20 protein-coding genes and 1 tRNA gene are annotated in these 20,131 nt (G+C 66.0%); 17 read left to right on the forward strand and 4 right to left on the reverse strand.

From position 1 onward, the window contains the following. Nucleotides 1-461 precede the first annotated feature (461 nt). A tRNA-Gly gene (locus L1787_RS20970) sits at nucleotides 462-536 on the reverse strand. A gap of 324 nt (nucleotides 537-860) precedes the next feature. On the opposite strand from L1787_RS20970, the gene L1787_RS20975 reads away from it, so the two are divergent. The 10 genes from L1787_RS20975 to L1787_RS21020 all read left to right on the forward strand — a co-directional run bounded on the left by L1787_RS20975 (nucleotide 861) and on the right by L1787_RS21020 (nucleotide 11,360). After that, the gene (locus tag L1787_RS20975) at nucleotides 861-1,673 is read left to right on the forward strand and encodes an ion transporter (protein WP_235711067.1); all 813 of its coding nucleotides are present in this window, start codon (nucleotides 861-863) and stop codon (nucleotides 1,671-1,673) included. A 40-nt stretch (nucleotides 1,674-1,713) separates the two neighbouring features. Further along, a complete protein-coding gene (locus L1787_RS20980) occupies nucleotides 1,714-2,484 on the forward strand; it encodes an alpha/beta fold hydrolase (RefSeq protein WP_235711068.1) in 771 nt (256 codons plus the stop codon). A gap of 173 nt (nucleotides 2,485-2,657) precedes the next feature. After that, nucleotides 2,658-3,227 carry a hypothetical protein gene (locus tag L1787_RS20985; protein ID WP_235711069.1) on the forward strand — a complete coding sequence of 190 codons (570 nt, stop codon included), beginning with the start codon at nucleotides 2,658-2,660 and terminating at the stop codon, nucleotides 3,225-3,227. 8 nt (nucleotides 3,228-3,235) lie between these two features. Further along, nucleotides 3,236-4,927: a methyl-accepting chemotaxis protein gene (locus L1787_RS20990; protein ID WP_235711070.1), complete on the forward strand. Its 1,692-nt coding sequence runs from the start codon at nucleotides 3,236-3,238 to the stop codon at nucleotides 4,925-4,927. A 477-nt stretch (nucleotides 4,928-5,404) separates the two neighbouring features. Continuing rightward, nucleotides 5,405-5,959, forward strand: a complete 555-nt coding sequence (locus tag L1787_RS20995) for a F0F1 ATP synthase subunit delta (RefSeq protein WP_439648322.1) — start codon at nucleotides 5,405-5,407, stop codon at nucleotides 5,957-5,959. A gap of 1 nt (nucleotide 5,960) precedes the next feature. Continuing rightward, a complete protein-coding gene (atpA, locus tag L1787_RS21000) occupies nucleotides 5,961-7,514 on the forward strand; it encodes a F0F1 ATP synthase subunit alpha (protein WP_235711072.1) in 1,554 nt (517 codons plus the stop codon). 24 nt (nucleotides 7,515-7,538) lie between these two features. Then, nucleotides 7,539-8,441, forward strand: coding sequence for a F0F1 ATP synthase subunit gamma (locus L1787_RS21005; protein WP_235711073.1), 903 nt, complete (start codon nucleotides 7,539-7,541; stop codon nucleotides 8,439-8,441). 296 nt (nucleotides 8,442-8,737) lie between these two features. Beyond that, the gene (gene atpD / locus L1787_RS21010; protein WP_235711074.1) at nucleotides 8,738-10,159 is read left to right on the forward strand and encodes a F0F1 ATP synthase subunit beta; all 1,422 of its coding nucleotides are present in this window, start codon (nucleotides 8,738-8,740) and stop codon (nucleotides 10,157-10,159) included. Between the two features lie 111 nt (nucleotides 10,160-10,270). Next, nucleotides 10,271-10,666 (forward strand): ATP synthase F1 subunit epsilon, encoded by a 396-nt coding sequence (gene atpC / locus L1787_RS21015; protein ID WP_235711075.1) that lies wholly within the window; start codon nucleotides 10,271-10,273, stop codon nucleotides 10,664-10,666. 379 nt (nucleotides 10,667-11,045) lie between these two features. Beyond that, nucleotides 11,046-11,360, forward strand: a complete 315-nt coding sequence (locus L1787_RS21020) for a hypothetical protein (RefSeq protein WP_235711076.1) — start codon at nucleotides 11,046-11,048, stop codon at nucleotides 11,358-11,360. Nucleotides 11,361-11,408: 48 nt separating this feature from the next. Here the strand turns inward: L1787_RS21020 and L1787_RS21025 are convergent, their stop codons facing one another. Beyond that, complete coding sequence (locus L1787_RS21025; RefSeq protein WP_235711077.1) at nucleotides 11,409-12,995, reverse strand: B12-binding domain-containing radical SAM protein; 1,587 nt, start codon at nucleotides 12,993-12,995, stop codon at nucleotides 11,409-11,411. A 288-nt stretch (nucleotides 12,996-13,283) separates the two neighbouring features. On the opposite strand from L1787_RS21025, the gene ahcY reads away from it, so the two are divergent. Both ahcY and L1787_RS21035 read left to right on the forward strand, forming a co-directional pair. Next, nucleotides 13,284-14,690 (forward strand): adenosylhomocysteinase, encoded by a 1,407-nt coding sequence (ahcY, locus tag L1787_RS21030; RefSeq protein ID WP_235711078.1) that lies wholly within the window; start codon nucleotides 13,284-13,286, stop codon nucleotides 14,688-14,690. Next, a complete protein-coding gene (locus L1787_RS21035; protein ID WP_235711079.1) occupies nucleotides 14,690-15,814 on the forward strand; it encodes a pyridoxal phosphate-dependent aminotransferase in 1,125 nt (374 codons plus the stop codon). Before ahcY ends, L1787_RS21035 begins: the two co-directional genes overlap by 1 nt. 260 nt (nucleotides 15,815-16,074) lie before the next feature. On the opposite strand, the gene L1787_RS21040 is transcribed toward L1787_RS21035, so the two are convergent. Next, nucleotides 16,075-16,404 (reverse strand): hypothetical protein, encoded by a 330-nt coding sequence (locus L1787_RS21040; protein WP_235711080.1) that lies wholly within the window; start codon nucleotides 16,402-16,404, stop codon nucleotides 16,075-16,077. Between the two features lie 272 nt (nucleotides 16,405-16,676). Here L1787_RS21040 and L1787_RS21045 point away from each other — a divergent pair, with 272 nt between their 5' ends. Beyond that, nucleotides 16,677-17,165, forward strand: a complete 489-nt coding sequence (locus L1787_RS21045; RefSeq protein ID WP_235711081.1) for a YtoQ family protein — start codon at nucleotides 16,677-16,679, stop codon at nucleotides 17,163-17,165. Nucleotides 17,166-17,177: 12 nt separating this feature from the next. Here the strand turns inward: L1787_RS21045 and L1787_RS21050 are convergent, their stop codons facing one another. Continuing rightward, nucleotides 17,178-17,837, reverse strand: a complete 660-nt coding sequence (locus L1787_RS21050) for a CDP-alcohol phosphatidyltransferase family protein (protein ID WP_235711082.1) — start codon at nucleotides 17,835-17,837, stop codon at nucleotides 17,178-17,180. Nucleotides 17,838-17,980: 143 nt separating this feature from the next. Between L1787_RS21050 and L1787_RS21055 the strand changes: the two genes are divergently transcribed. The 4 genes from L1787_RS21055 (at nucleotide 17,981) to L1787_RS21070 (ending at nucleotide 20,044) form a co-directional block, all read left to right on the forward strand. Next, nucleotides 17,981-18,892 carry a phosphatidate cytidylyltransferase gene (locus tag L1787_RS21055; protein WP_235711083.1) on the forward strand — a complete coding sequence of 304 codons (912 nt, stop codon included), beginning with the start codon at nucleotides 17,981-17,983 and terminating at the stop codon, nucleotides 18,890-18,892. A 3-nt stretch (nucleotides 18,893-18,895) separates the two neighbouring features. Beyond that, complete coding sequence (locus L1787_RS21060; protein WP_235711084.1) at nucleotides 18,896-19,519, forward strand: lysophospholipid acyltransferase family protein; 624 nt, start codon at nucleotides 18,896-18,898, stop codon at nucleotides 19,517-19,519. A 49-nt stretch (nucleotides 19,520-19,568) separates the two neighbouring features. After that, nucleotides 19,569-19,727, forward strand: coding sequence for a hypothetical protein (locus tag L1787_RS21065; protein ID WP_235711085.1), 159 nt, complete (start codon nucleotides 19,569-19,571; stop codon nucleotides 19,725-19,727). 137 nt (nucleotides 19,728-19,864) lie between these two features. Then, nucleotides 19,865-20,044 (forward strand): DUF1328 family protein, encoded by a 180-nt coding sequence (locus L1787_RS21070; protein WP_235711086.1) that lies wholly within the window; start codon nucleotides 19,865-19,867, stop codon nucleotides 20,042-20,044. Nucleotides 20,045-20,131 lie beyond the last annotated feature (87 nt).

A 20,131-nucleotide genomic window follows, 5' to 3' on the forward strand; every position in this document is an offset into this window, starting at 1 on the left:
TCTGCCGCTGCACCGGCTACCATAACATCGTGAAGGCGATCAAAGCCGCCGCCGACGACATGGCGGTCGGCACGCCTTCGATGGCCGCCGAATAGCCCGTCTTTCGGCGCCCGCGCCGCGATCGCGGCGCGATTTTCCAAAAAGAAAGCCACCCGAGAGGGTGGCTGATAGGTCTTATCGAAGGTGGATGTTGCTTCACCCGGACGGGGACCGGCCGACTTCAGCTTCTACATCAGTGCACGAAGCCCGCTGAACGTTCCGCGAGAACGCAAAAAAAAAATCGCGCGCCTTACGTGCTCGCTGAAGGCGCGCATCGATGCTGCCGGTCCAGTGGCCAAGCAAGTTGCGTGAACGCATCCCTGCGATTGGCGGCATATATAGCGAACGTCCCGATGCAGAGGGCATCCCAATTCAAGGGAGCGAAGCCAAAGCGGCGGTTCGGGCGGGAAGGGGGATCGGGTTGGAGCGGGCGATGGGGATCGAACCCACGACATCAAGCTTGGGAAGCTTGCGTTCTACCACTGAACTACACCCGCCTCGCCGCCACAACACGCCGAACGGGGCCGCCTGTCAAGATGGCCCACCCGCATCGGATGGGGATCGTCCGACGCGACAAGACCGTCGCTTGACGAGGATCGCGCGTCGCCGCACATCGAACGGCGCGCACGTCGGCCGATCGTTCGGCGCGGCGGCGCAGCACCGTCGACACGGACCGGAAGCCGCCGGCCGCCGGTCGATGCGTGTGAACCGCAATCGATGCCGTGCTGTCTCGCCCGTCGCCTATTGAGGGGGGAGGGGGCATGCGATCCGGCGCGGCCCTCGGATCCGAGGCGTCGCGTGTTCCACACTTGGGGGTGTCCGTGCTCGAGCCTGTTCGCCGGCTGGTGGAATCGCGCCAGTGGGAATATTTCATCGTCGGGCTGATCATCGTGAACGCGGCGATCCTCGGCCTCATGACCTCCTCGTCGGTGATGGCCGCGATCGGACCCGTCCTCAACGCGCTCGACGTCCTGATCCTGGCGGTCTTCGTCGTCGAGATCGTCATGCGCATCGCGGTTCACAGGTTGCGCTTCTTCACCGACGGGTGGAGCCTTTTCGACTTCTTCGTGGTCGCCATCGCGCTGGTGCCGGCGAGCCGGGAGTTCTCCGTGCTGCGGGCGCTGCGCATCCTGCGGGTGCTGCGGCTCGTCTCGGTCGTGCCGACGCTGCGCCGCGTGGTCGGCGGGCTGATCGCTGCGCTTCCCGGCATGGGCTCGATCGTCTTCCTGATGATCATCATCTTCTACGTCTTCTCGGTGATGGCCACCTCGCTCTACGGCGCGTCCTTTCCCGAGTGGTTCGGCTCGATCGGTGCCTCGGCCTACTCGCTCTTCCAGATTATGACGCTGGAATCCTGGTCGATGGGGATCGTGCGGCCGGTGATGGAGGTCTACCCGTCCGCCTGGGCCTTCTTCGTCCCGTTCATCATGGTGACGGCCTTCGCTGTCCTGAACCTCTTCATCGGCATCATCGTCTCCGGCATGCAGCAGGAGGTGGAGGAAGAGGCCAACGCGAGCCGCCAGGCCCTTCTCGAGGAGCAGACGACGATGGCGCAGGACGTCAAAGCGCTGCGTGAGGAGGTGCGCGCTTTGACGAAGACCATCGAGATGCTCTCCACCGAGCCGCGCGGATGAGGCCGGCCGAGAGCGGCGCCCCGTGCCCGTTGCGGCGCCGATGACGGCCCCGGCGCGCGTCCTCGCCCTTCACGCCGCGACGCGCGACCGGCACGATTTTGCCGGCCTCGTCGCCGCGCTGCCGGCCTTCACGGTGGAGACGGTGGACATTCTCGGCCATGGCGGTGCGCCGCGCCGGCCTTATTATACGATCGATCTGATGGTGGAGGCGGTCGATCTCGGAGCGGATCGGCCGATCCTCTACGGCCATTCGCTCGGCGGGCTCGTGGCGCTGGCCGCGGCGGCCCGCTCGCCCGAGCGGATCCGGGCGCTCGTCCTCGAGGACGCGCCGTTGTTCGAGGCGATGATGCCGCGCCTCGCCGAATCGCCCTTTTATCGCGGGTTTCAGGGCCTCAAGTCGGTGATGACCGGCCGCGCCAAAGATTATGCGCTGTCCGACTGGGAGCGTGAGGTCGCGGGGTGGCCCTCCGGTCATCATGGCCGCACAATGCTGGAGGCGTTCGGGCCGGACGGGGTCGCGATGCGCGCGCGCCAGCTCTTCGCGTTCGACCATCACGTGCTCGACGGCCTGCTCGACGGCTCCTTGACCCGCGGCTACGACGCGATCGCCAATCTGCGCGCGGCAAGCCTGCCCGTCGCCTATATCGCCGGCGCCCGCGAGCACGGCAGCGCGATCGCGCCCGACGATGTCGCCCGCCTCGCGGCCGAGCCCAACGTGACTGTGCACCGGGTGGCGGAGGAGGGGCACTTCATCCACGAAGTCCTCGCCGCACGCTGCGCGGATATCGTGAAGGGCGTCGTCGACCTCTGAGGGGCGACGGGGGCGAAGGCCCCAGCCCGGCGCAAGCCTCCCGCACTAGAGTCCGTGGTGGTGCCGGGTGTGACCTTTGGTGGATCCCCGGCTCGTGTTCGGACGAGTGGGGGAGCTTCATGGTAGAGGACGGGCGCAAATTCGGGTGGAGAGGCGTGCTTTGCGCCTCTGTCATGGCGGCGATTCTCGCGCCCTCCGGTGCGTCGTCGCAAGGGTTGAACGCCGCACTCATCGACGAGACGTTGATCGAACGCTTGCGCGACCATCTCGCGATGGAGATCGTCTGGCGCTCGGTCTCCAACCAGAACCGGATGCGCGAGGACGCCTCTCAGTCCGACATCGACCGGCTGGACGAGCAGTGGCGCAGCGAGCGGGACGCGGAGGCCAAGCCGCTGATCGCGGCGACGCTCGCGAGCCCGTTGTCCAATTATCTCACCCGCATCCAAGCCCTCTCCCTCGGCCTTTATTGCGAGATCATCGTGATGGACGCGAACGGCCTCAATGTCGGCCAGAGCAACATCACGAGCGACTATTGGCAGGGCGACGAGGCGAAGTGGCAAAAGACCTACGGCGCCGGCAAAAGCGGCCAGTTCATCGACGCGGCCGAATGGAACGACGAGACGAAGACCTGGCGCACCCAGGTCAACCTCACGATCGATGATCCCGATACGGGCGAGCCGATCGGGGCCGCGACGTTTGAAATCAATCTCACCGAGTTGCAGCGACGGGAGCACGTCCAATGATGGCAAACATGTCCATCACGCGGAAGGTGACGATCGCCTTCGGTGTGATCCTCTTCGTGACGATCGTGACATCGTCGTTCATCGTCTATCAGACGATGCAGCTCGAACAGAATGTCCGAAACAACGAGCGGACCGGCAGCCTGCTGCATCATCTTCTCACCTATCAGGATGCCGTCGGCGCCGGCCATAACGAAGTGCTCCGGCTCATCAACTCCAGCGATATCCAGTATCTGCCGAATATCGAGCAGGCGATCGGGCAGGCGGCGGCGCTCGAGCCCAAGCTCCTCGCCGATTTCGCCGACGACCCGGCCTTGTCGCGACAGGTCGAGGAGATCGTCGCCCTCGCGAAGACGTGGCGGGGCGACATCATGCGTGCCCAGCTCATCGACATGCGAGATCCCTATACGGTCGACCTCGCCCGGCTCCGCGAAACCTCGATCGAGAATTTCCAGCTCTGGGAATCCGTGAACGAGCTCTTCGCGAGCGTCGCCGACGCCGTTCGGGCGCGGCAGATGGAGGGGCGCGATATGCAGAATGCCGAGCTCGGGCTGCTGCGCAATGCCTCGATCGGGGCGAGCGTCATTCTCTTCGGCATCTGTGTCATGATGGCGTTCATGACCCGCGGGACGGTGGTCATGCCCTTGCGGCGGCTCGCCGAAGTCACGGCGAAGCTGCGCGACAAGGATTGGGGCATCGTCGTCACCGGAACCGACCGGGGGGACGAGATCGGCGACATGTCCCGTGCGCTCGAGGTCTTCCGCGAGACCGGGCTTCACAACGAGGAGGTCGAGCGCGAGCAGAAGCGTACCGCCGAAGCCGAAGCGCGCAAGGCCGAGGCGGTCCGCGAGGCGGTCGACCGTTTCCGCGACAATTCCTCAACGCTCCTCAGCCAGCTCAGTGCCGCCGGCATCAGCCTCGGCGGCGCGGCGAACTCCTTGGAGCGCGTGGCCGGCGACAGTTACGATTTCACCCAGAGCTGCACCACTGCCGCCGAGGCGACCGAGGCGAGCGTTCAGAACGTGGCGGCCGCCATCGAAGAGATGTCGATGTCCATCCGCGACATTTCCGGTCAGCTCCAGAACGTCACCCAGCTCACCGAGCGGACGAGCCAGGCCTCGACCCAGGCCGGCCATAAAGTGACGGGTCTCAAAGCTCGGTCCGACAAGATCCACGAGGTGGTGGACCTCATCACGGACATCGCCGGGCAGATCAATCTACTCGCCCTCAACGCGACCATCGAATCGGCACGCGCCGGAGAGGCGGGCAAAGGGTTCGCCGTCGTCGCCCAGCAGGTGAAGCAGCTCGCCGACCAGACCGCGAAGGCGACGGACGACATCTCGCGGGTGATCGGTCAGGTGAGCGGCGAGGTGAACGAGGTGGTCCAGGCGATCCAGGTGATCGAAGGATCGATCGCCGAGGTGAACACCAACACCGCCGGTGTCGCCGCGGCCGTCGAGGAGCAGAGCGCCGCGCTCGACGAGATCTCGCGCAACGTGACGGTGGTCACGACGCAGACCGGCAACGTCGCCAACAACGTCAAGGGTGTCGAATCGAAGGTCGGCGAAACGCGGAACGTCGCCGGCGAGGTGAGTGAACTCTCGACCTCGCTGAAAGAGAGCAGCACGCGCCTCGGCGGAACCATCGAGGGCTTCATCGGCGCCGTGGCGAGCAATTCCAACGAACGCGGCGCCGCCGCCTGAACCGGGCGGCTTTCCGCGCACGGCCGATCACGATCGATCGGCGATCGAGTAGCGCCGCCAGTCGCCGGCGGCCCTCGCCGGCGCGTCAGGCCCGGTTCGAGGCATTGCGCGTCCCCGGGTGAACTTGCGCCGAGAGGCGGCGCCGCCGCTCTCTCCCGCCGTGCGGCGAGCGTGCCGAGTCTATCGCGAACGAACGACAGTCCCCATTTCCCAGCGCGGACAAAAGAACGCGCCCTGTGTGCAATTCGGATTGTCCGAATAGGCCGCGTCATCGGCATGGGCGTGAACTGTCCAGTCTTTCTCCCGTATTTTCGCGTATTTTTCGTCCGCTAAGCGCCGGAAGGGTGGCCGATCGACTCGGTCGGCGCCATTTCTGACTCGTTGCTGCCGTTGCCCCCCACAAAACCCTATGCTATCGGCCCGCAAATGACAGCGGTCCGGGGGTGGGCCGCGATTGAGGACGAAAGAGCAAGCGTCTTGGCCGATATCCAAACTTCAGGCGTTGCGCACCGTTATGCCTCAGCGCTGTTCGACTTGGCGCTGGAGGAGAACGCGCTCGACAGCGTCGAAGGCGGGGTGAACACTCTGCAGGCGCTTTTGAACGAGAGTGCGGACCTGCGCCGTCTTGTCGCAAGCCCGGTTTTTTCCGCCGAGGATCAGAGCCGCGCGCTCGGTGCCGTGATGGAAAAAGCCGGCGTGACGGGACTCGTCGCGAACTTCATGAAGCTCGTGGCCCGCAACCGTCGTCTGTTCGCCGCGCCGGATATGTTGAAGGTGTTCAACCACCTTCTCGCCAAGCACCGCGGTGAAACGCTCGCCATCGTCACGAGCGCGGAGCCCCTGACGGATGCGCAGGCCGATGCGCTGCGCCACGTTCTGGCCGAGAAGGCCGGTGGAACCGTGAAATTGGAGGCGCATGTCGACCCGTCGCTGATCGGCGGTCTGATCGTGCGTCTCGGAAGCCAAATGATCGACACCAGCGTTCGCACGCGCCTCGCGGGTCTGCGCACTGCCATGAAGGAAGCCGCATAAGATGGACGTCCGTGCCGCCGAGATTTCGGCCATCCTCAAGGACCAGATCAAGAATTTCGGCCAGGAGGTGGAGGTCTCCGAAGTGGGCCAGGTGCTGTCCATCGGTGACGGCATCGCCCGCGTCTACGGCCTCGACAAAGTCCAGGCCGGTGAGCTTGTGGAGTTCCCCAACGGCGTCCGCGGGATGGCGTTGAACCTCGAAGTCGACAATGTCGGTGTCGTCGTGTTCGGCGACGACCGTCACATCCGCGAAGGCGACACGGTCAAGCGGACCGGCGCGATCGTCGACGCCCCCGTCGGCATGGGTCTGCTCGGCCGCGTCGTCGACGCGCTCGGCAACCCGATCGACGGCAAGGGCCCGATCGACGCGACCGAGCGCCGCCGCGTCGACGTGAAGGCGCCCGGCATCATCCCGCGCAAATCCGTGCACGAGCCGATGTCGACCGGCCTCAAGGCGATCGACGCCTTGATCCCCGTCGGCCGTGGCCAGCGCGAGCTGATCATTGGCGACCGTCAGACCGGCAAGACCGCGATCATTCTGGACACCTTCCTGAACCAGAAGCCGATCCACGATGCCGGTGACGAGAGCAACCGGCTCTACTGCATCTACGTCGCCGTCGGTCAGAAGCGCTCGACCGTCGCGCAGTTCGTGAAGGTGCTCGAAGAGTCCGGCGCGCTGCCGTACTCCATCGTCATCGCCGCGACCGCGTCCGACCCGGCGCCGATGCAGTTCCTCGCGCCCTTCACCGGCTGCGCGATGGGTGAATATTTCCGCGACAACGGTATGCACGCCGTGATCGGCTATGACGATCTGTCGAAGCAGGCCGTCGCCTACCGCCAGATGTCGCTCCTGCTGCGCCGTCCTCCCGGACGCGAGGCCTATCCGGGCGACGTGTTCTATCTCCACTCGCGCCTCCTGGAGCGCGCGGCGAAGATGTCGGACGAGCATGGCGCCGGTTCGCTGACCGCGCTCCCCGTGATCGAGACGCAGGGCAACGACGTGTCGGCGTTCATTCCGACGAACGTCATCTCGATCACCGACGGCCAGATCTTCCTCGAGACGGACCTGTTCTATCAGGGCATCCGTCCGGCGGTGAACGTCGGTCTGTCGGTGTCGCGCGTGGGCTCTTCGGCGCAGATCAAGGCGATGAAGCAGGTCGCGGGCAAGATTAAGGGCGAGCTCGCCCAGTACCGCGAGATGGCCGCCTTCGCGCAGTTCGGCTCCGACCTCGACGCGACGACGCAGCGCCTTCTCGCGCGCGGCGCCCGCCTCACCGAGCTTCTGAAGCAGCCGCAATTCTCGCCGCTGACGACGCCGGAGCAGGTCGCCGTGATCTATGCCGGCGTGAACGGCTATCTCGACACCGTGCCGGTCGGCGCGATCCAGCGTTATGAAGAGGGCCTTCTCGCCCTGATGCGCGGCCAGCACCGGGATATCCTCGACGGCATCTGGGCGGAAAAGCAGCTCACGGACGAGCTGGGCGCCAAGCTGAAGTCGGCCGTCGAATCCTACACGAAGACGTTCGTGGCCCAGGAGCCTGCGAAGGCGGCCTAACGCCTTCGCATCGGAACCGACTCCATGGCGTCTCTCAAGGATCTCCGCAATCGCATCGCCTCCGTGAAGGCGACGCAGAAAATCACCAAGGCGATGCAGATGGTCGCCGCGGCGAAGCTGCGTCGCGCACAGGAGGCGGCCGAGGCTTCCCGACCCTATGCCGAGCGCATGGCGTCGGTCCTCGCCAACCTCGCCGAGATGACGGCGGGCGACCCCGATGCGCCCGTCCTGATGACCGGCAACGGCAAGGACGACACGCATCTCCTCGTCGTCTGCACGGCCGACCGCGGCCTCTGCGGCGGCTTCAACGCTTCGATCGTGCGCAAGGCGGTGTCCGATGCGCGCGACCTGATGGCCGCCGGCAAGACGGTCAAGTTCCTCTGTGTCGGCCGTAAGGGCTACGACATTCTGCGCCGCGGCTTCCGCGACCAGATCGTCGACGTGATGGAATTCAAGTCGGTTCGTCGCATCTCCTTCACCGAAGCCCATCTCGTCGGCGACCGCGTGGTCGCGATGTTCGACGAAGGCGCGTTCGACGTCGCGACGCTCTATTATGCCGAGTTCCGTTCGGTGATCAGCCAGAAGCCGACCGGGCTTCAGCTCATCCCCGCCGCGGCGGCTGCCGCCGACGCGATCGAGCACGAGCACGAGCATGCACCCGCAGCCGGCAACGCCGTCTATGAGTACGAGCCCGACGCGACCGAGATCCTGGACGCGCTCGTGCCGCGCAATATCCGGGTGCAGATCTTCCGCGCGCTCCTCGAGAACGCGGCGTCCGAGCAGGGCGCCCGCATGAGCGCGATGGACAGCGCCACCCGCAATGCCGGCGACATGATCGACCGTCTGACGCTGCAGTATAACCGGACCCGTCAGGCGCAGATCACGAAAGAACTCATCGAGATCATCTCGGGCGCCGAGGCGCTCTGATGATCGGCGATCGGACCGTGGGTGCGCCGCGCGCCGGGAGCGACACGACCGCTCCGGCGCGCGCCACCGCGGTTCGATCACGATGGCCGGCGCACGGGGCGGGAGACCGCCCTGTCTGAGGTTTGAGAAGAGGCGCGCCGCGAGGCACGTACGAGATTCCCGCGGATCCGCCAGAACGGACCGCCGTAGCCCCAAATCCACGGCCAGCGGGGCGCAGGCTCGCAAGTTGAACTTGCACCCGCGCACCAAGCCGTTCAAAGCAACATGACGTGTTGAGATCCCGAGGACCCCGCCCCATGGCTGATAAGACGACCGGAGAAGTGACCCAGGTGATCGGCGCGGTCGTGGACGTGAAGTTCACGGACCACCTCCCCGCCATCATGAACGCCCTCGAAACCGACAATAACGGCCAGCGGCTCGTGTTGGAGGTTGCGCAGCACCTCGGCGAGAACACGGTCCGCACCATCGCGATGGACGCCACCGAGGGCCTCGTGCGCGGGCAGAGCGTGGCCGACACCGGCAACCCGATCGAAATGCCGGTCGGCGACGGCACTCTCGGCCGCATCATGAACGTCATCGGCGAGCCGATCGACGAAGCCGGCCCGATCAAATACGAGATGACCCGCCCGATCCACGCCCCGGCGCCCTCTTATGTCGATCAGTCGACCGACGCGGAAATCCTCGTCACGGGCATCAAGGTCGTCGACCTTCTCGCGCCGTATGCCCGCGGTGGTAAGATCGGCCTCTTCGGCGGCGCCGGCGTCGGCAAGACCGTGCTCATCCAGGAGCTCATCAACAACGTCGCCAAGGCGCACGGCGGTTATTCCGTGTTCGCCGGCGTCGGTGAGCGCACCCGCGAGGGCAACGACCTCTATCACGAGATGATCGAGTCGGGCGTGAACAAGGAAGGCGGCGGCGAAGGCTCCAAGTGCGCCCTCGTCTACGGCCAGATGAACGAGCCCCCGGGCGCCCGTGCCCGCGTCGCGCTCTCCGGCCTCACGGTCGCCGAGAACTTCCGCGATCAGGGCCAGGACGTGCTCTTCTTCGTCGACAACATCTTCCGCTTCACGCAGGCGGGTTCCGAGGTGTCGGCGTTGCTCGGCCGTATTCCCTCGGCGGTGGGCTATCAGCCGACCCTCGCGACGGACATGGGCGCACTGCAGGAGCGCATCACGACCACCAACAAGGGCTCGATCACGTCCGTGCAGGCGATTTACGTCCCTGCCGACGACCTGACCGACCCCGCCCCGGCGACCTCGTTCGCCCACTTGGACGCGACCACGGTTCTCAACCGCGCGATCTCGGAAAAGGGCATCTACCCCGCGGTGGATCCGCTCGATTCGACCTCGCGCATGCTGTCCGCCTCGATCCTCGGCGAAGAGCATTACAAGACCGCGCGTGACGTCCAGGAGGTGCTCCAGCGCTACAAGTCGCTGCAGGACATCATCGCGATCCTGGGCATGGACGAGCTGTCCGAAGAGGACAAGCTGACCGTTGCCCGCGCCCGCAAGATCGAGCGCTTCCTGTCGCAGCCCTTCCACGTCGCCGAAGTCTTCACCGGCAAGTCGGGCGTCTTCGTCGAGCTTGCGGACACCATCAAGGGCTTCCGCGGTCTCGTGGACGGCCTCTATGACGACCTGCCGGAGGCGGCCTTCTACATGGTCGGCACGATCGACGAAGCGATCGAGAAGGCGCAGGAGCTCGCCGAAGCGGCGTAACCCGATCCGATCCGGCGTCCTTGGGCGCCGGATCATCACCGCCACAAGGCGGCCGGCTGAGACCCGACTGGCCGCGTCAGCGGCGTGCGATGACACTGAGGACCAAACGACATGGCCACCTTTCCCTTCGAGCTCGTTTCTCCGGAAAAGCTCATCTTCTCCGGCGACGTCGAAGCCGTCCGCCTGCCGGGGGCCGAGGGGGAGTTCCAGGTGATGGCCGGACATGCGCCGCTTCTGGCGCTGCTCGGACCAGGAATCATGGAAGTTTCGGGCGGTGAGGCAAAGAGCCGGCGCGTCTTCATCGACGGTGGCTTTTGCGACATGAACGGCACCACCTGCACCGTGCTCGCCGAAGCGGCGACGAGCGTCGATGACCTGTCGGGCGAGGCGATCGACCGGCTGATCCGGGACGCGGAGCAGGCCGCTGCAAAGCTCGAGGTGCCCGCTGAGCGTGACGAGGCAGAACGCCGCATCGCGACCCTGCGCACCGTGAAGGCCGAGCTCTAAAACCGCCGCTTCACCGGCACGATTCCCGCCGCGCCGCCGTGTATGGCGGCCCGCGGCGGCTCTTCGGGCGACGGCGCCCGCTCTCCGATCCGCCCCGATCACCGGAACATTTTCCCGCCTGCTCCATTCCTTGAGCATCCAGCGGACGATGGGCGCGCCTGTGCGGCCGCCCGATCGGCGGCGCGCGCGTCGGCATGGCCCGGCACCCTGCGGATCTTTTCAGCAAAATCGAAGTAGATGCCTTGAGTCTTCAAGAATCCGTGTGCCGGGTTCTCCGGGGAACCTCCAGCATAATCGCAGCGTTTGTTCCGCTATAGAGCGATTGTTGAGGGGAAGTCCGATGTTCAGAAGAATTGCGGTTATTTCTAGTGTGTGTCTGTTGCCGTTTGCTGCGTTGGCGCAGAACACGATCAACGAAGGCGGCCAGGGCGGCAACAGCACGCGCGATGCGATGCAGGACAACAATGTCGACCGCCTGCCGCCGCCGAAAAATGCCAATGCGCCCACCGTGCAGACCTCGACGTCCGCCGGCGCTGGGCTCGAGAAAAATCTCGATTCGGGCGTGAGGGCCGTCACCAAACAGCAGCCGCGCGTCACGAGCGGCGACGGGGACGGCATCGAGGATGGCGACGAGAGCCAATCCACGCTGAAATCGATGCAGGAATCGAACGTCGACCGCCTGCCGGTGCGCTGACGGTTTCGCACGAACGGGAAGCGGCGCCCTGGGCGCCGCTTCTGTCCGTTATTCGGCGGCGATCGCCGGGGGCGGCGTGAGCGCCGAGCTGCGGTCGAGTTCGGCGATCTTCTTGTCGATCGTCGACAGGACCGTTTTTGCGAACGGACCGGTGTGGGTGTAGGCCGCGAGGCTGAGGAAGACCGATTCCATCGCCTGCGAATCCTGTTTCGCGGCGTGGAGGAGGGTGCCCCAATAGAGCCGCTTGCCCTCGGGCGCCGCAATGCCGAGGTGCCAGGACAGGCGCACCACGAACATCACATTCTTGATCAGGCCGGACCGCAGGACGTTGATGTTCGCGTCCTTGAAGTGCAGCAGCTCGGAAAGGCGTCGCACACGCTTGTGGTAGTCTTCCAGATTGTAGGTCCGCGCGATGACGGTGCGGAAATCTTCCAGGATCTGCCGCCGCGGCCGCACCGTGTCGAAGTTCAGCCCCTGGGTGCACTGGTCGGCGCTGCCGGCGGCCATGATGGCTTCCATGTCGCCGTCGGGGTGCAGGCGGCCTTCCCGCTCGAGCCGGCGGGTGAGTTCGGTGCCGGGTAGGGCATAGAGCAGGCCCACCATGGCGATCGGGATCGCCGCTTCCTCGATGAGATCGGCGATCGCGTCACCCACCGGGCCCTTTTCCTCGTCGAAGCCGACGATGAAGCCGGCAAGCACGGCAAGGCCGCTCGCGTAGACCTTGTGAACGCTCTCGGCGATGTTCCGCTTGGTGTTCTGCTTCTTCTTCGTGGCGGTGAGGACGTCAGGGTCGGGGCTCTCGATGCCGATGAAGACGCCGATGAAGCCGGCCTTGGAGAGCATCCCCATGAGGTCGGCGTCGTCGGCGATGTTGAGCGAGGCTTCGGTCGAGAAGTCGAACGGGTATTTGTGCTCTTCCTGCCAGCGGATCAGCTCCGGCAGGAACGCCTTCACGGCCTTTTTGTTGCCGATCAGATTGTCGTCCACGAAATTGACGTGGCCACGATGGCCGAGCGCATAGATCCGGTCGAGTTCGGACAGCATCTGCGCCGTCGCCTTGGTGCGCGGACGGCGGCCGAACAATTCGATGATGTCGCAGAATTCGCAGGTGAAGGGGCAGCCTCGGGAGAACTGCACCGTCATCTGGAGATATTTGTCGCGATTAAGGAGGTCGAAGCGCGGGATCGGCGAGGCCTCGACGTCGGCCTTGAAGCGCTCCGGGTCGAACCGGCCGCGCTCGGCACCGCTGCGCCACGCCTCGATCAGCGCGTCGATCACCGTCTCGGCCTCGCCGGTCACGATGAAATCGGCGTGTTCGTAGACGTGCGGGCTCGACATGACGTCCGGCCCGCCGACGGCGACCTTGCGGCCGAGCCCCTGCGCCCACTCGACGATGTGGAGGAAATCGGCCCGCTGGGGCAGCATCCCGCCGGTCATCACGAGGTCGGCGGCGAGGATGTCCTCGTCGGTCACCGTCTCGATATTGCGATCGAGCAGGCGCACGTCCCAATCCTCGGGCAGCATCGAGGCGACGGTGATGAGGCCGAGCGGCGGCATCGGATATTCCGCGCCGTACATTTGGCAGGTCGATTCCATCGACCAGAACGAGCCGCCCATAAAACGGGGATAGATCATCAGGACCCGTGGAGGCGCCGAGCGCAGCACGGGTCGTTCCGGATAGACGAGCTCAGCTCGGATGGGTGGTTGTGACATAACGCGCGAACCTCCGCTGCCCCGAGGAGTAGACGATTTTCGACGCCCTGACCATCGGGGGATTGGCGCGCGTTTTCCGTGGGATCGGCCGGCCATACGCACAGCGGGAAACGGGTATGCGGTCGAATACCCGCATAACGATATCTTTATATCGTTGCATGACGGGCCATGTCGCCGTATACAGCGGCCGACAAACTGAAGGACTATTGCATGGACACCCTTGCGGACGTGAAATACGTCGTCAAAGACATCGAGCTTGCGGACTACGGGCGCACCGAGATCGGTATCGCCGAAGTGGAGATGCCGGGGCTGATGGCCGTGCGCGAGGAAAACGCCGCTGCGCAGCCGCTGAAGGGCGCGCGCATTGCCGGCTCGCTGCACATGACCATTCAGACCGCCGTCCTCATCGAGACGCTGGTCGCGCTCGGCGCCGAAGTGCGCTGGGCCTCTTGCAACGTGTTCTCCACGCAGGACCACGCTGCCTCCGCGATCGCCGCGGCCGGGATTCCCGTCTTCGCCGTGAAGGGCGAGACGCTGAGCGAATATTGGGACTACGCCGACCAGATCCTCGACTGGGGCAACGGCGAGACCTGCAACATGATCCTCGACGATGGCGGCGACGCGACGATGCTCGTGATGCTCGGCTCGAAGGCCGAGTCGGATCCGTCGGTGCTCTCCAAGCCCGCCAACGAGGAAGAAGAGGCGCTGTTCGAGACGATCAAGCGCCGGATCGCCAAGGATCCGACCTTCTATTCGCGTTGTAAGGCCAACATCCGCGGCGTCTCCGAAGAGACGACGACGGGCGTTCTGCGCCTCTACCAGATGGAGAAGCGCGGCGAGCTCGCCTTCCCGGCGATCAACGTCAACGACTCGGTCACCAAGTCGAAGTTCGACAACAAGTATGGTTGCCGTGAGAGCCTCGTCGACGCGATCCGTCGCGGCACCGACGTGATGATGGCCGGCAAGGTCGCGATCGTCTGCGGTTATGGCGACGTCGGCAAAGGCTCGGCCGCCTCGCTCGCCGGCTCCGGCGCCCGCGTTCTCGTCACCGAGATCGACCCGATCTGCGCGCTGCAAGCCGCCATGGACGGCTTCGAGGTCGTCACCCTCGACGATGCTGCGCACCGCGCCGACATCGTCGTCACCGCGACCGGCAACAAGGACGTCGTCACCGTCGACCAGATGCGCAAGCTGAAGGACATGGCGATCGTCTGCAATATCGGCCACTTCGACAACGAGATTCAGGTCGCCGGCCTGAAGAACATGAAGTGGAAGAACGTGAAGCCGCAGGTGGACCTCATCGAGTTCCCGGACGGCAAGCGGATGATCCTCCTCTCGGAAGGCCGTCTCGTGAACCTCGGCAACGCCACGGGTCACCCGAGCTTCGTGATGTCCGCCTCGTTCTCGAACCAGACGCTGGCCCAGATCGAGCTCTGGAACAACGCCGGCAAGTACGAGAACAAGGTCTACGTGCTGCCCAAGCACCTCGACGAGAAGGTTGCCGAACTGCACCTTGCCAAGCTCGGTGCGACGCTGACGAAGCTCTCCCAGGAGCAGGCCGATTATATCGGTGTCGGCGAAAGCGGCCCCTTCAAGACCGAAGCGTACCGCTACTAATGGCGACGCCGTTCACCTCCTTGGTGGCGGCGCTCCCCGCGAGCGTGCCGTTCGTCGGTCCGGAGGCGCAAGAGCGCGCCATGGGTTCGTCGTTCCGCGCTCGTCTCGGCGCGAATGAGAATGCATTCGGGCCCTCCCCGAAGGCGGTGGCCGCGATGGCGGCCGCCGCCTCGGAGGTCTGGCAGTATGGCGACCCGGAGAACCACGATCTCCGGGCCGCGATCGCGGCGCATCATGGCGTCGCGGAAGATCGCATCGCGATCGGCGAGGGGATCGACGGTCTCCTCGGCCTCGTCGTCAGGATGGTGGTGGAGGCGGGAACGCCGGTGATCACCTCCGCCGGGGCCTATCCGACATTCAATTATCATGTGCACGGCTTCGGCGGCCGTCTCGTCACGGTGCCGTATCGCGACGACCGGGAAGACCCGGCCGCGATCCTCGACGCCGTCCGGCGCGAGAATGCGCCGCTCGCTTATTTCGCCAATCCCGACAATCCGATGGGCACCTGGCACGAGGCCGGCGACGTCACCGCGATGATCGACGCCTGGCCGCAGGGCGCGATCCTCTGTCTCGACGAGGCCTATGTCGAGTTCTCGGACGGGGTGGCCCCGCCGATCGATCTCGAGCATCCCGGCCTTATCCGCATGCGGACCTTCTCGAAGGCCTACGGGCTCGCCGGCGCGCGGATCGGCTATGCGATCACGACGGCGGAGCTTGCGACGGCCTTCAACAAGGTGCGCAACCATTTCGGCGTCAATCGGATCGCCCAGGCCGGAGCGCTCGCGGCGCTCGCGGACGAGGCCTATCTCGCCGAGGTGACGGGACAGGTCGCGGCGGCGAAGGCGCGGATCGGAGCGATCGCCGCGGCGCACGGCATGGTCGCGATCCCGAGCGCGACCAATTTCGTCGCGATCGATACCGGCTATGACGGAGCGGTCGCGCGGGCGCTGGTCGCCGCGCTCGGCCGGCGTGGGGTCTTCGTCCGCATGCCGTTCGTCGCGCCGCAAGACCGGTGCATCCGCATCTCCGCCGCGCCGGACGCGCTTCTGGACGTGTTCGAGGAGGCGCTGGGGCCGGCCCTTGCGGATGCCCTCGCCGCGGCGGGAACGGCGAGCGCGGCCTGAAACGGCAATGGCGGGCGGGCTCACCTCCCGTCCGCCTCCTGAAAGATTTGATCCCGGCGTCGCCGCTCCGCCGGCGCGTGCGGCGCGCATCGGGATCGTCAGGCGCCGGACCCTGCGCACCGTCCGACCTCTCCCCCGTTGGACCTCTCCCTTGTCCTCGCGGTTCCGCCGGCGTGCCCGATGCCGGGCGCGTCACGCGGCGCCGCCTCTGCTCGCCATCTTAGGCGCGCGCTGACCCGCGGGGATTGGTCCGCGATCGTTCAGCGGTCGGTGGTGGGGCGGCTATAGCCGTAACGGTCCTGGGCGCGGTTCGCGTCGAGCATGAGGCTGCGGTCGACCCGGCCGTCCGCGCCGATGAGGTTCGCCGAGGGCTGGCGCCGGCCACTGCTATAGCTGCGCGTTGCGCGTGCCGGCTCCTCGCCGACGAGGAAGGGCTGGTTGAGGCCGCGACCGGGGACGAGATCATCGTCATAGACGACGCCGTTCGAGTAGGAGAGCTGGGTGTCTCCATAGCTCTGAGCAGCGGCGGGAGCGACGATCGCGGCGAAGAGGCCGATCGCGGCGAGGGCGGTAAGGGGGATCGTCTTCATCGCAGGACTCCTGACAGACGCAACGGGCAGCGCGAGACGTCGCCGCCCGCCCCGCGACAAGGTTGGCGAAGGGTTGACGACATCTCGACAAATGAAACGTGCCATGCGGTGCTTTCCAGACCGTTAGCCGAACCCCGGCCGTGCCATTGAAAAGCCGGGAACGGGCCCGATATGGGCGCCGAATACCGCTCATGCGGGGCACGCGATGGACCGGCAGGCAAAACGTGCTCTAGGTGGGCGGGAATCGACCACGAGGGATCACGGGAAACGCCATGGACGTCGAACTCACTGTCTATCTCTCCGGAGAGATCCACTCCGATTGGCGCGATCAGATCGCCGACGGCATCGAAGAGCTCGACTTGCCGGTCGACCTCACCGGCCCCGTGACGGATCATGACGCGTCGGACGATTGCGGAGTGACGATCCTCGGTCACGAGGACAGCAGCTTCTGGAAGGATCATAAAGGCGCGAAGCTGAACGCGATTCGGACCCGCACGCTGATCGGCGAGGCCGACCTTCTGGTGATCCGCTTTGGCGACAAGTACAAGCAATGGAACGCCGCCTTCGATGCCGGCTACGCCGCCGCCCAGGGCACGCCCTATATCGTGATGCACTCCAAGGAGCACGCGCACGCCCTCAAGGAGGTCGACGCGGAGGCCTTCGCCGTCTGCGAGACGCCGGAGCAGGTCGTCGCGATCCTGCGCTATGTCACCCGCGGCGAGCTGATGCGGCCTTCGCCGACGCTTTCGCTGGTGCGCTGAGGACCCCACGGCTCACGCGCCGGCGCGGAGAAAGGCGGCGAGACGGGCAAGGCGCCGCCAGGCGGTCGCCCCCGCGCCGATCGCGACGAGGAGCGTGGCGGCGAAGAGAATCTCGCCGCGCCCGCCCCAGACCCCCTCGAATGCCGCGAGGATGGCGGCGACGGTGATCGCCGCCATCCGCTGCTGCTTGGCGAAGGGGCCGGAGAAGTCCGCTGGAGCGCCGAGCGCGCGGCCGAGTTCGCGCACATAGGCGGTGAGTAAGGCGGCGATCGCGGCGAGCCATCCGGCCGTCGCCCCCCAGTCGGCGATCCATCCCTCTTGCGCCGCCCGCGCGGCCGAGACGCCGGCGGCGGCCAGGATCACGATATCGGCGATCCGGTCCGGCACCTCGTTGAAGAGCGGGCCGAGGGCGCTCGCTTTGCCGTGCTCCACGGCGACCATCCCGTCGATGAGATTGGCGAGGAGGCGCAAGGGGCAGAGGAGGGCGGCGAGGAGATAAAGCGGCGGCCAGCCCGGCGCGGCGAGGAGCGCGAGCGCCGTCCCGACGGCGAAGACGAGGCTCGCCGCCGACACCTGATCGGCGCTGATCCCGGCATGGGCGACGCGGCGCGCGAGGGCGACGGCCCAGCCGGACGTGCGGCTCGGGATCGGGCGGCGATTGTCGGTGGTCATCGGGCGATCCTCTCCCGGCGGCGCGGCGCGATCGCCGGGGCGGGTGATGCGCCGGCGATCTCGCCGACGGGGTCACAATCGTGGTCTAACGCCGTCTCAGTCATCCATGTCCTCGTGAGAGCGCCCATCTCCTCGGAGCCGTTATGTTCACCGCCTCGCCCCTCCTGATCGGCTTCGCGTCGATCCTTGCGCTCCTGATCGCGGGCACGATCGCATCCTTCTGGATGGCGGGGATACGGGCGCGGGTGAAAACCTGGTGGGTGATCGTCGTCGCCCTCGGCGCGGCGATGCTCGCCGGGCGGATGGGGGTCATCGTCCTCTTCGCGCTGATCTCGTTCATCGCCTTGCGGGAATATCTGTCCTTGGTGCCGACGCGCCGGGAGGATCGGCCGGCGCTTCTCCTCGCCTACGCGCTCGTTCCGGCGAGCTATCTGATCGTCGCGCTCGACTGGTACGGGATCTATCTCGTGTTCGTGCCGGTCTACGTGTTCCTGTTGATGCCGGCGGTCCTCGTTCTCAATGGACGGACCAAAGGCTATCTCGCGGCGACGGGGATCCTCCATTGGGGGATCGTCATCACGGTCTACAATCTCGGCTATGGCGCGCTGTTCATGAACACGCCGCCGGCGGAGGCGCCCTTGGGCGGTGCGGGGCTGTTGTTCTTCCTCCTCGTGGTGACGGGGCTCAACGACGTCTTCCAATATATCGCCGGGCGGACCATCGGCGGGCCGAAGATCCTGCCCTCGGTGAGCCCGAACAAGACCTGGGCGGGTTTTCTCGGCGGCGTCGTGTTGAGCGGGATCCTCGTCTGTCTGCTCGCGCCGATCTTCACGCCGCTGCCGTGGCGGGCGATCCTGATCCTCGCCGTGCTGATGCCCGTCGCCGGCTTCGCGGGGGACGTGACGATGAGCGCGGTGAAGCGCGATCTCGGCGTGAAGGACGCCTCGAAGCTCCTGCCGGGGCATGGCGGGGCGCTCGACCGGCTCGATAGCTTGACCTTCACCGCGCCGCTCACCTTCCACGTGTTCGCCTTCTTCTCGAGCGTGCGGTTCTGACGGATGCGCGGCCTCGCCCTCGTCCTGTTGCGGCCGGTGTGGTGGCTCCTGTTCGGCCTCAGCGTCGGCGGGCGGGAGCGGTTGCCGCGCGAGGGGCCGGCGATCGTCGCGGCGAACCACAACAGCCATTTCGACATCCTCTTCCTGCTCAGCGCCTTCGATCGGCGGGCGGTCCAGAATGTACGCGTCGTGGGCGCCGCGGATTATTTCTTGGCGACGCCGGTCCTGCGCTTCGTCGCGCTCCGGCTCATCGGGCTCCTGCCAATCGAGCGGCGGGTGGAGCGGGGGGCGGTCGATCCGCTGGAGGGCGCGCGGGCGGCGCTCGCGGCGGGGCGGATCTTGATCGTCTTTCCGGAGGGGACACGCGGCGCACCGGAGGAGATGGGGCGGCTGAAATCCGGGTTGACGAAGCTCGTGCGGGAGACGGGGGCCCCGATCGTGCCGGTTTATCTGCAAGGGGCGGGGCGGATCCTGCCGCGCGGGGCGCGGGTGCCGGTGCCGTTCACCTGCACGATGCTCGTCGGCCGGCCGATCGCGGCGGACGGGGACAGGGCGGCGCTGATGGCGCGCCTCGGCGCGGCGTTCGCGCGGCTGAAGGCGGCGGCGCCGCCGCTCCATTGGACCTGAGGCGCTGCGCCCTCCTTGCGGTGGCGGGCGTTCTTAGTAGTCTCGCGCGATGACAAAGATCATCTCCGTCATCGTGGTCCTCGCGATGGCCGCCCATCTCATCCGTCCGCTCGGACTGCCGGGTCTCAAGCGTCGCTCCGACGTGTGGAAGCTCGCTGCCTCGGCGTTCGTCGTGATCGTGCTCGTGGTTCTCGTGCGGCCCGAATAACGGGGCGCGTGCGGCCCGATCGGGGGCGCGGGAACGATCTCGGACGGTCGATTTCCGAAACGATTGTGCGAAAGGATGGAACCTTACTGCGTGCTTTTCAATTTTGTTCAACGAAGCACAACGGAGCACGCGCTACTATGGACTTCCTCACATGGGCAATCATTTTTGCCGTGATTGCGATTATCGCCGGTTTCTTTGGCTTTAGTGGTGTTGCTGCAGGCGCAGCGACGGTGGCACGAATTCTTTTCTTCATTTTCCTCGTTATCGCGGCAATCTTCGTCATTCTCCTTCTCGTGGGTGGCGCTGCGGTCACCTGATGGACGGCGGGGCTGTCCGATCCGTTCGGGCGGCTCCGCCGATCCTCTCCTTCCTCCAACCTGCCGGGTGTCTCGCACGCCCGGCAT

The organism is Acuticoccus kalidii, from assembly GCF_021556395.1.
GTDB lineage: Bacteria > Pseudomonadota > Alphaproteobacteria > Rhizobiales > Amorphaceae > Acuticoccus > Acuticoccus kalidii.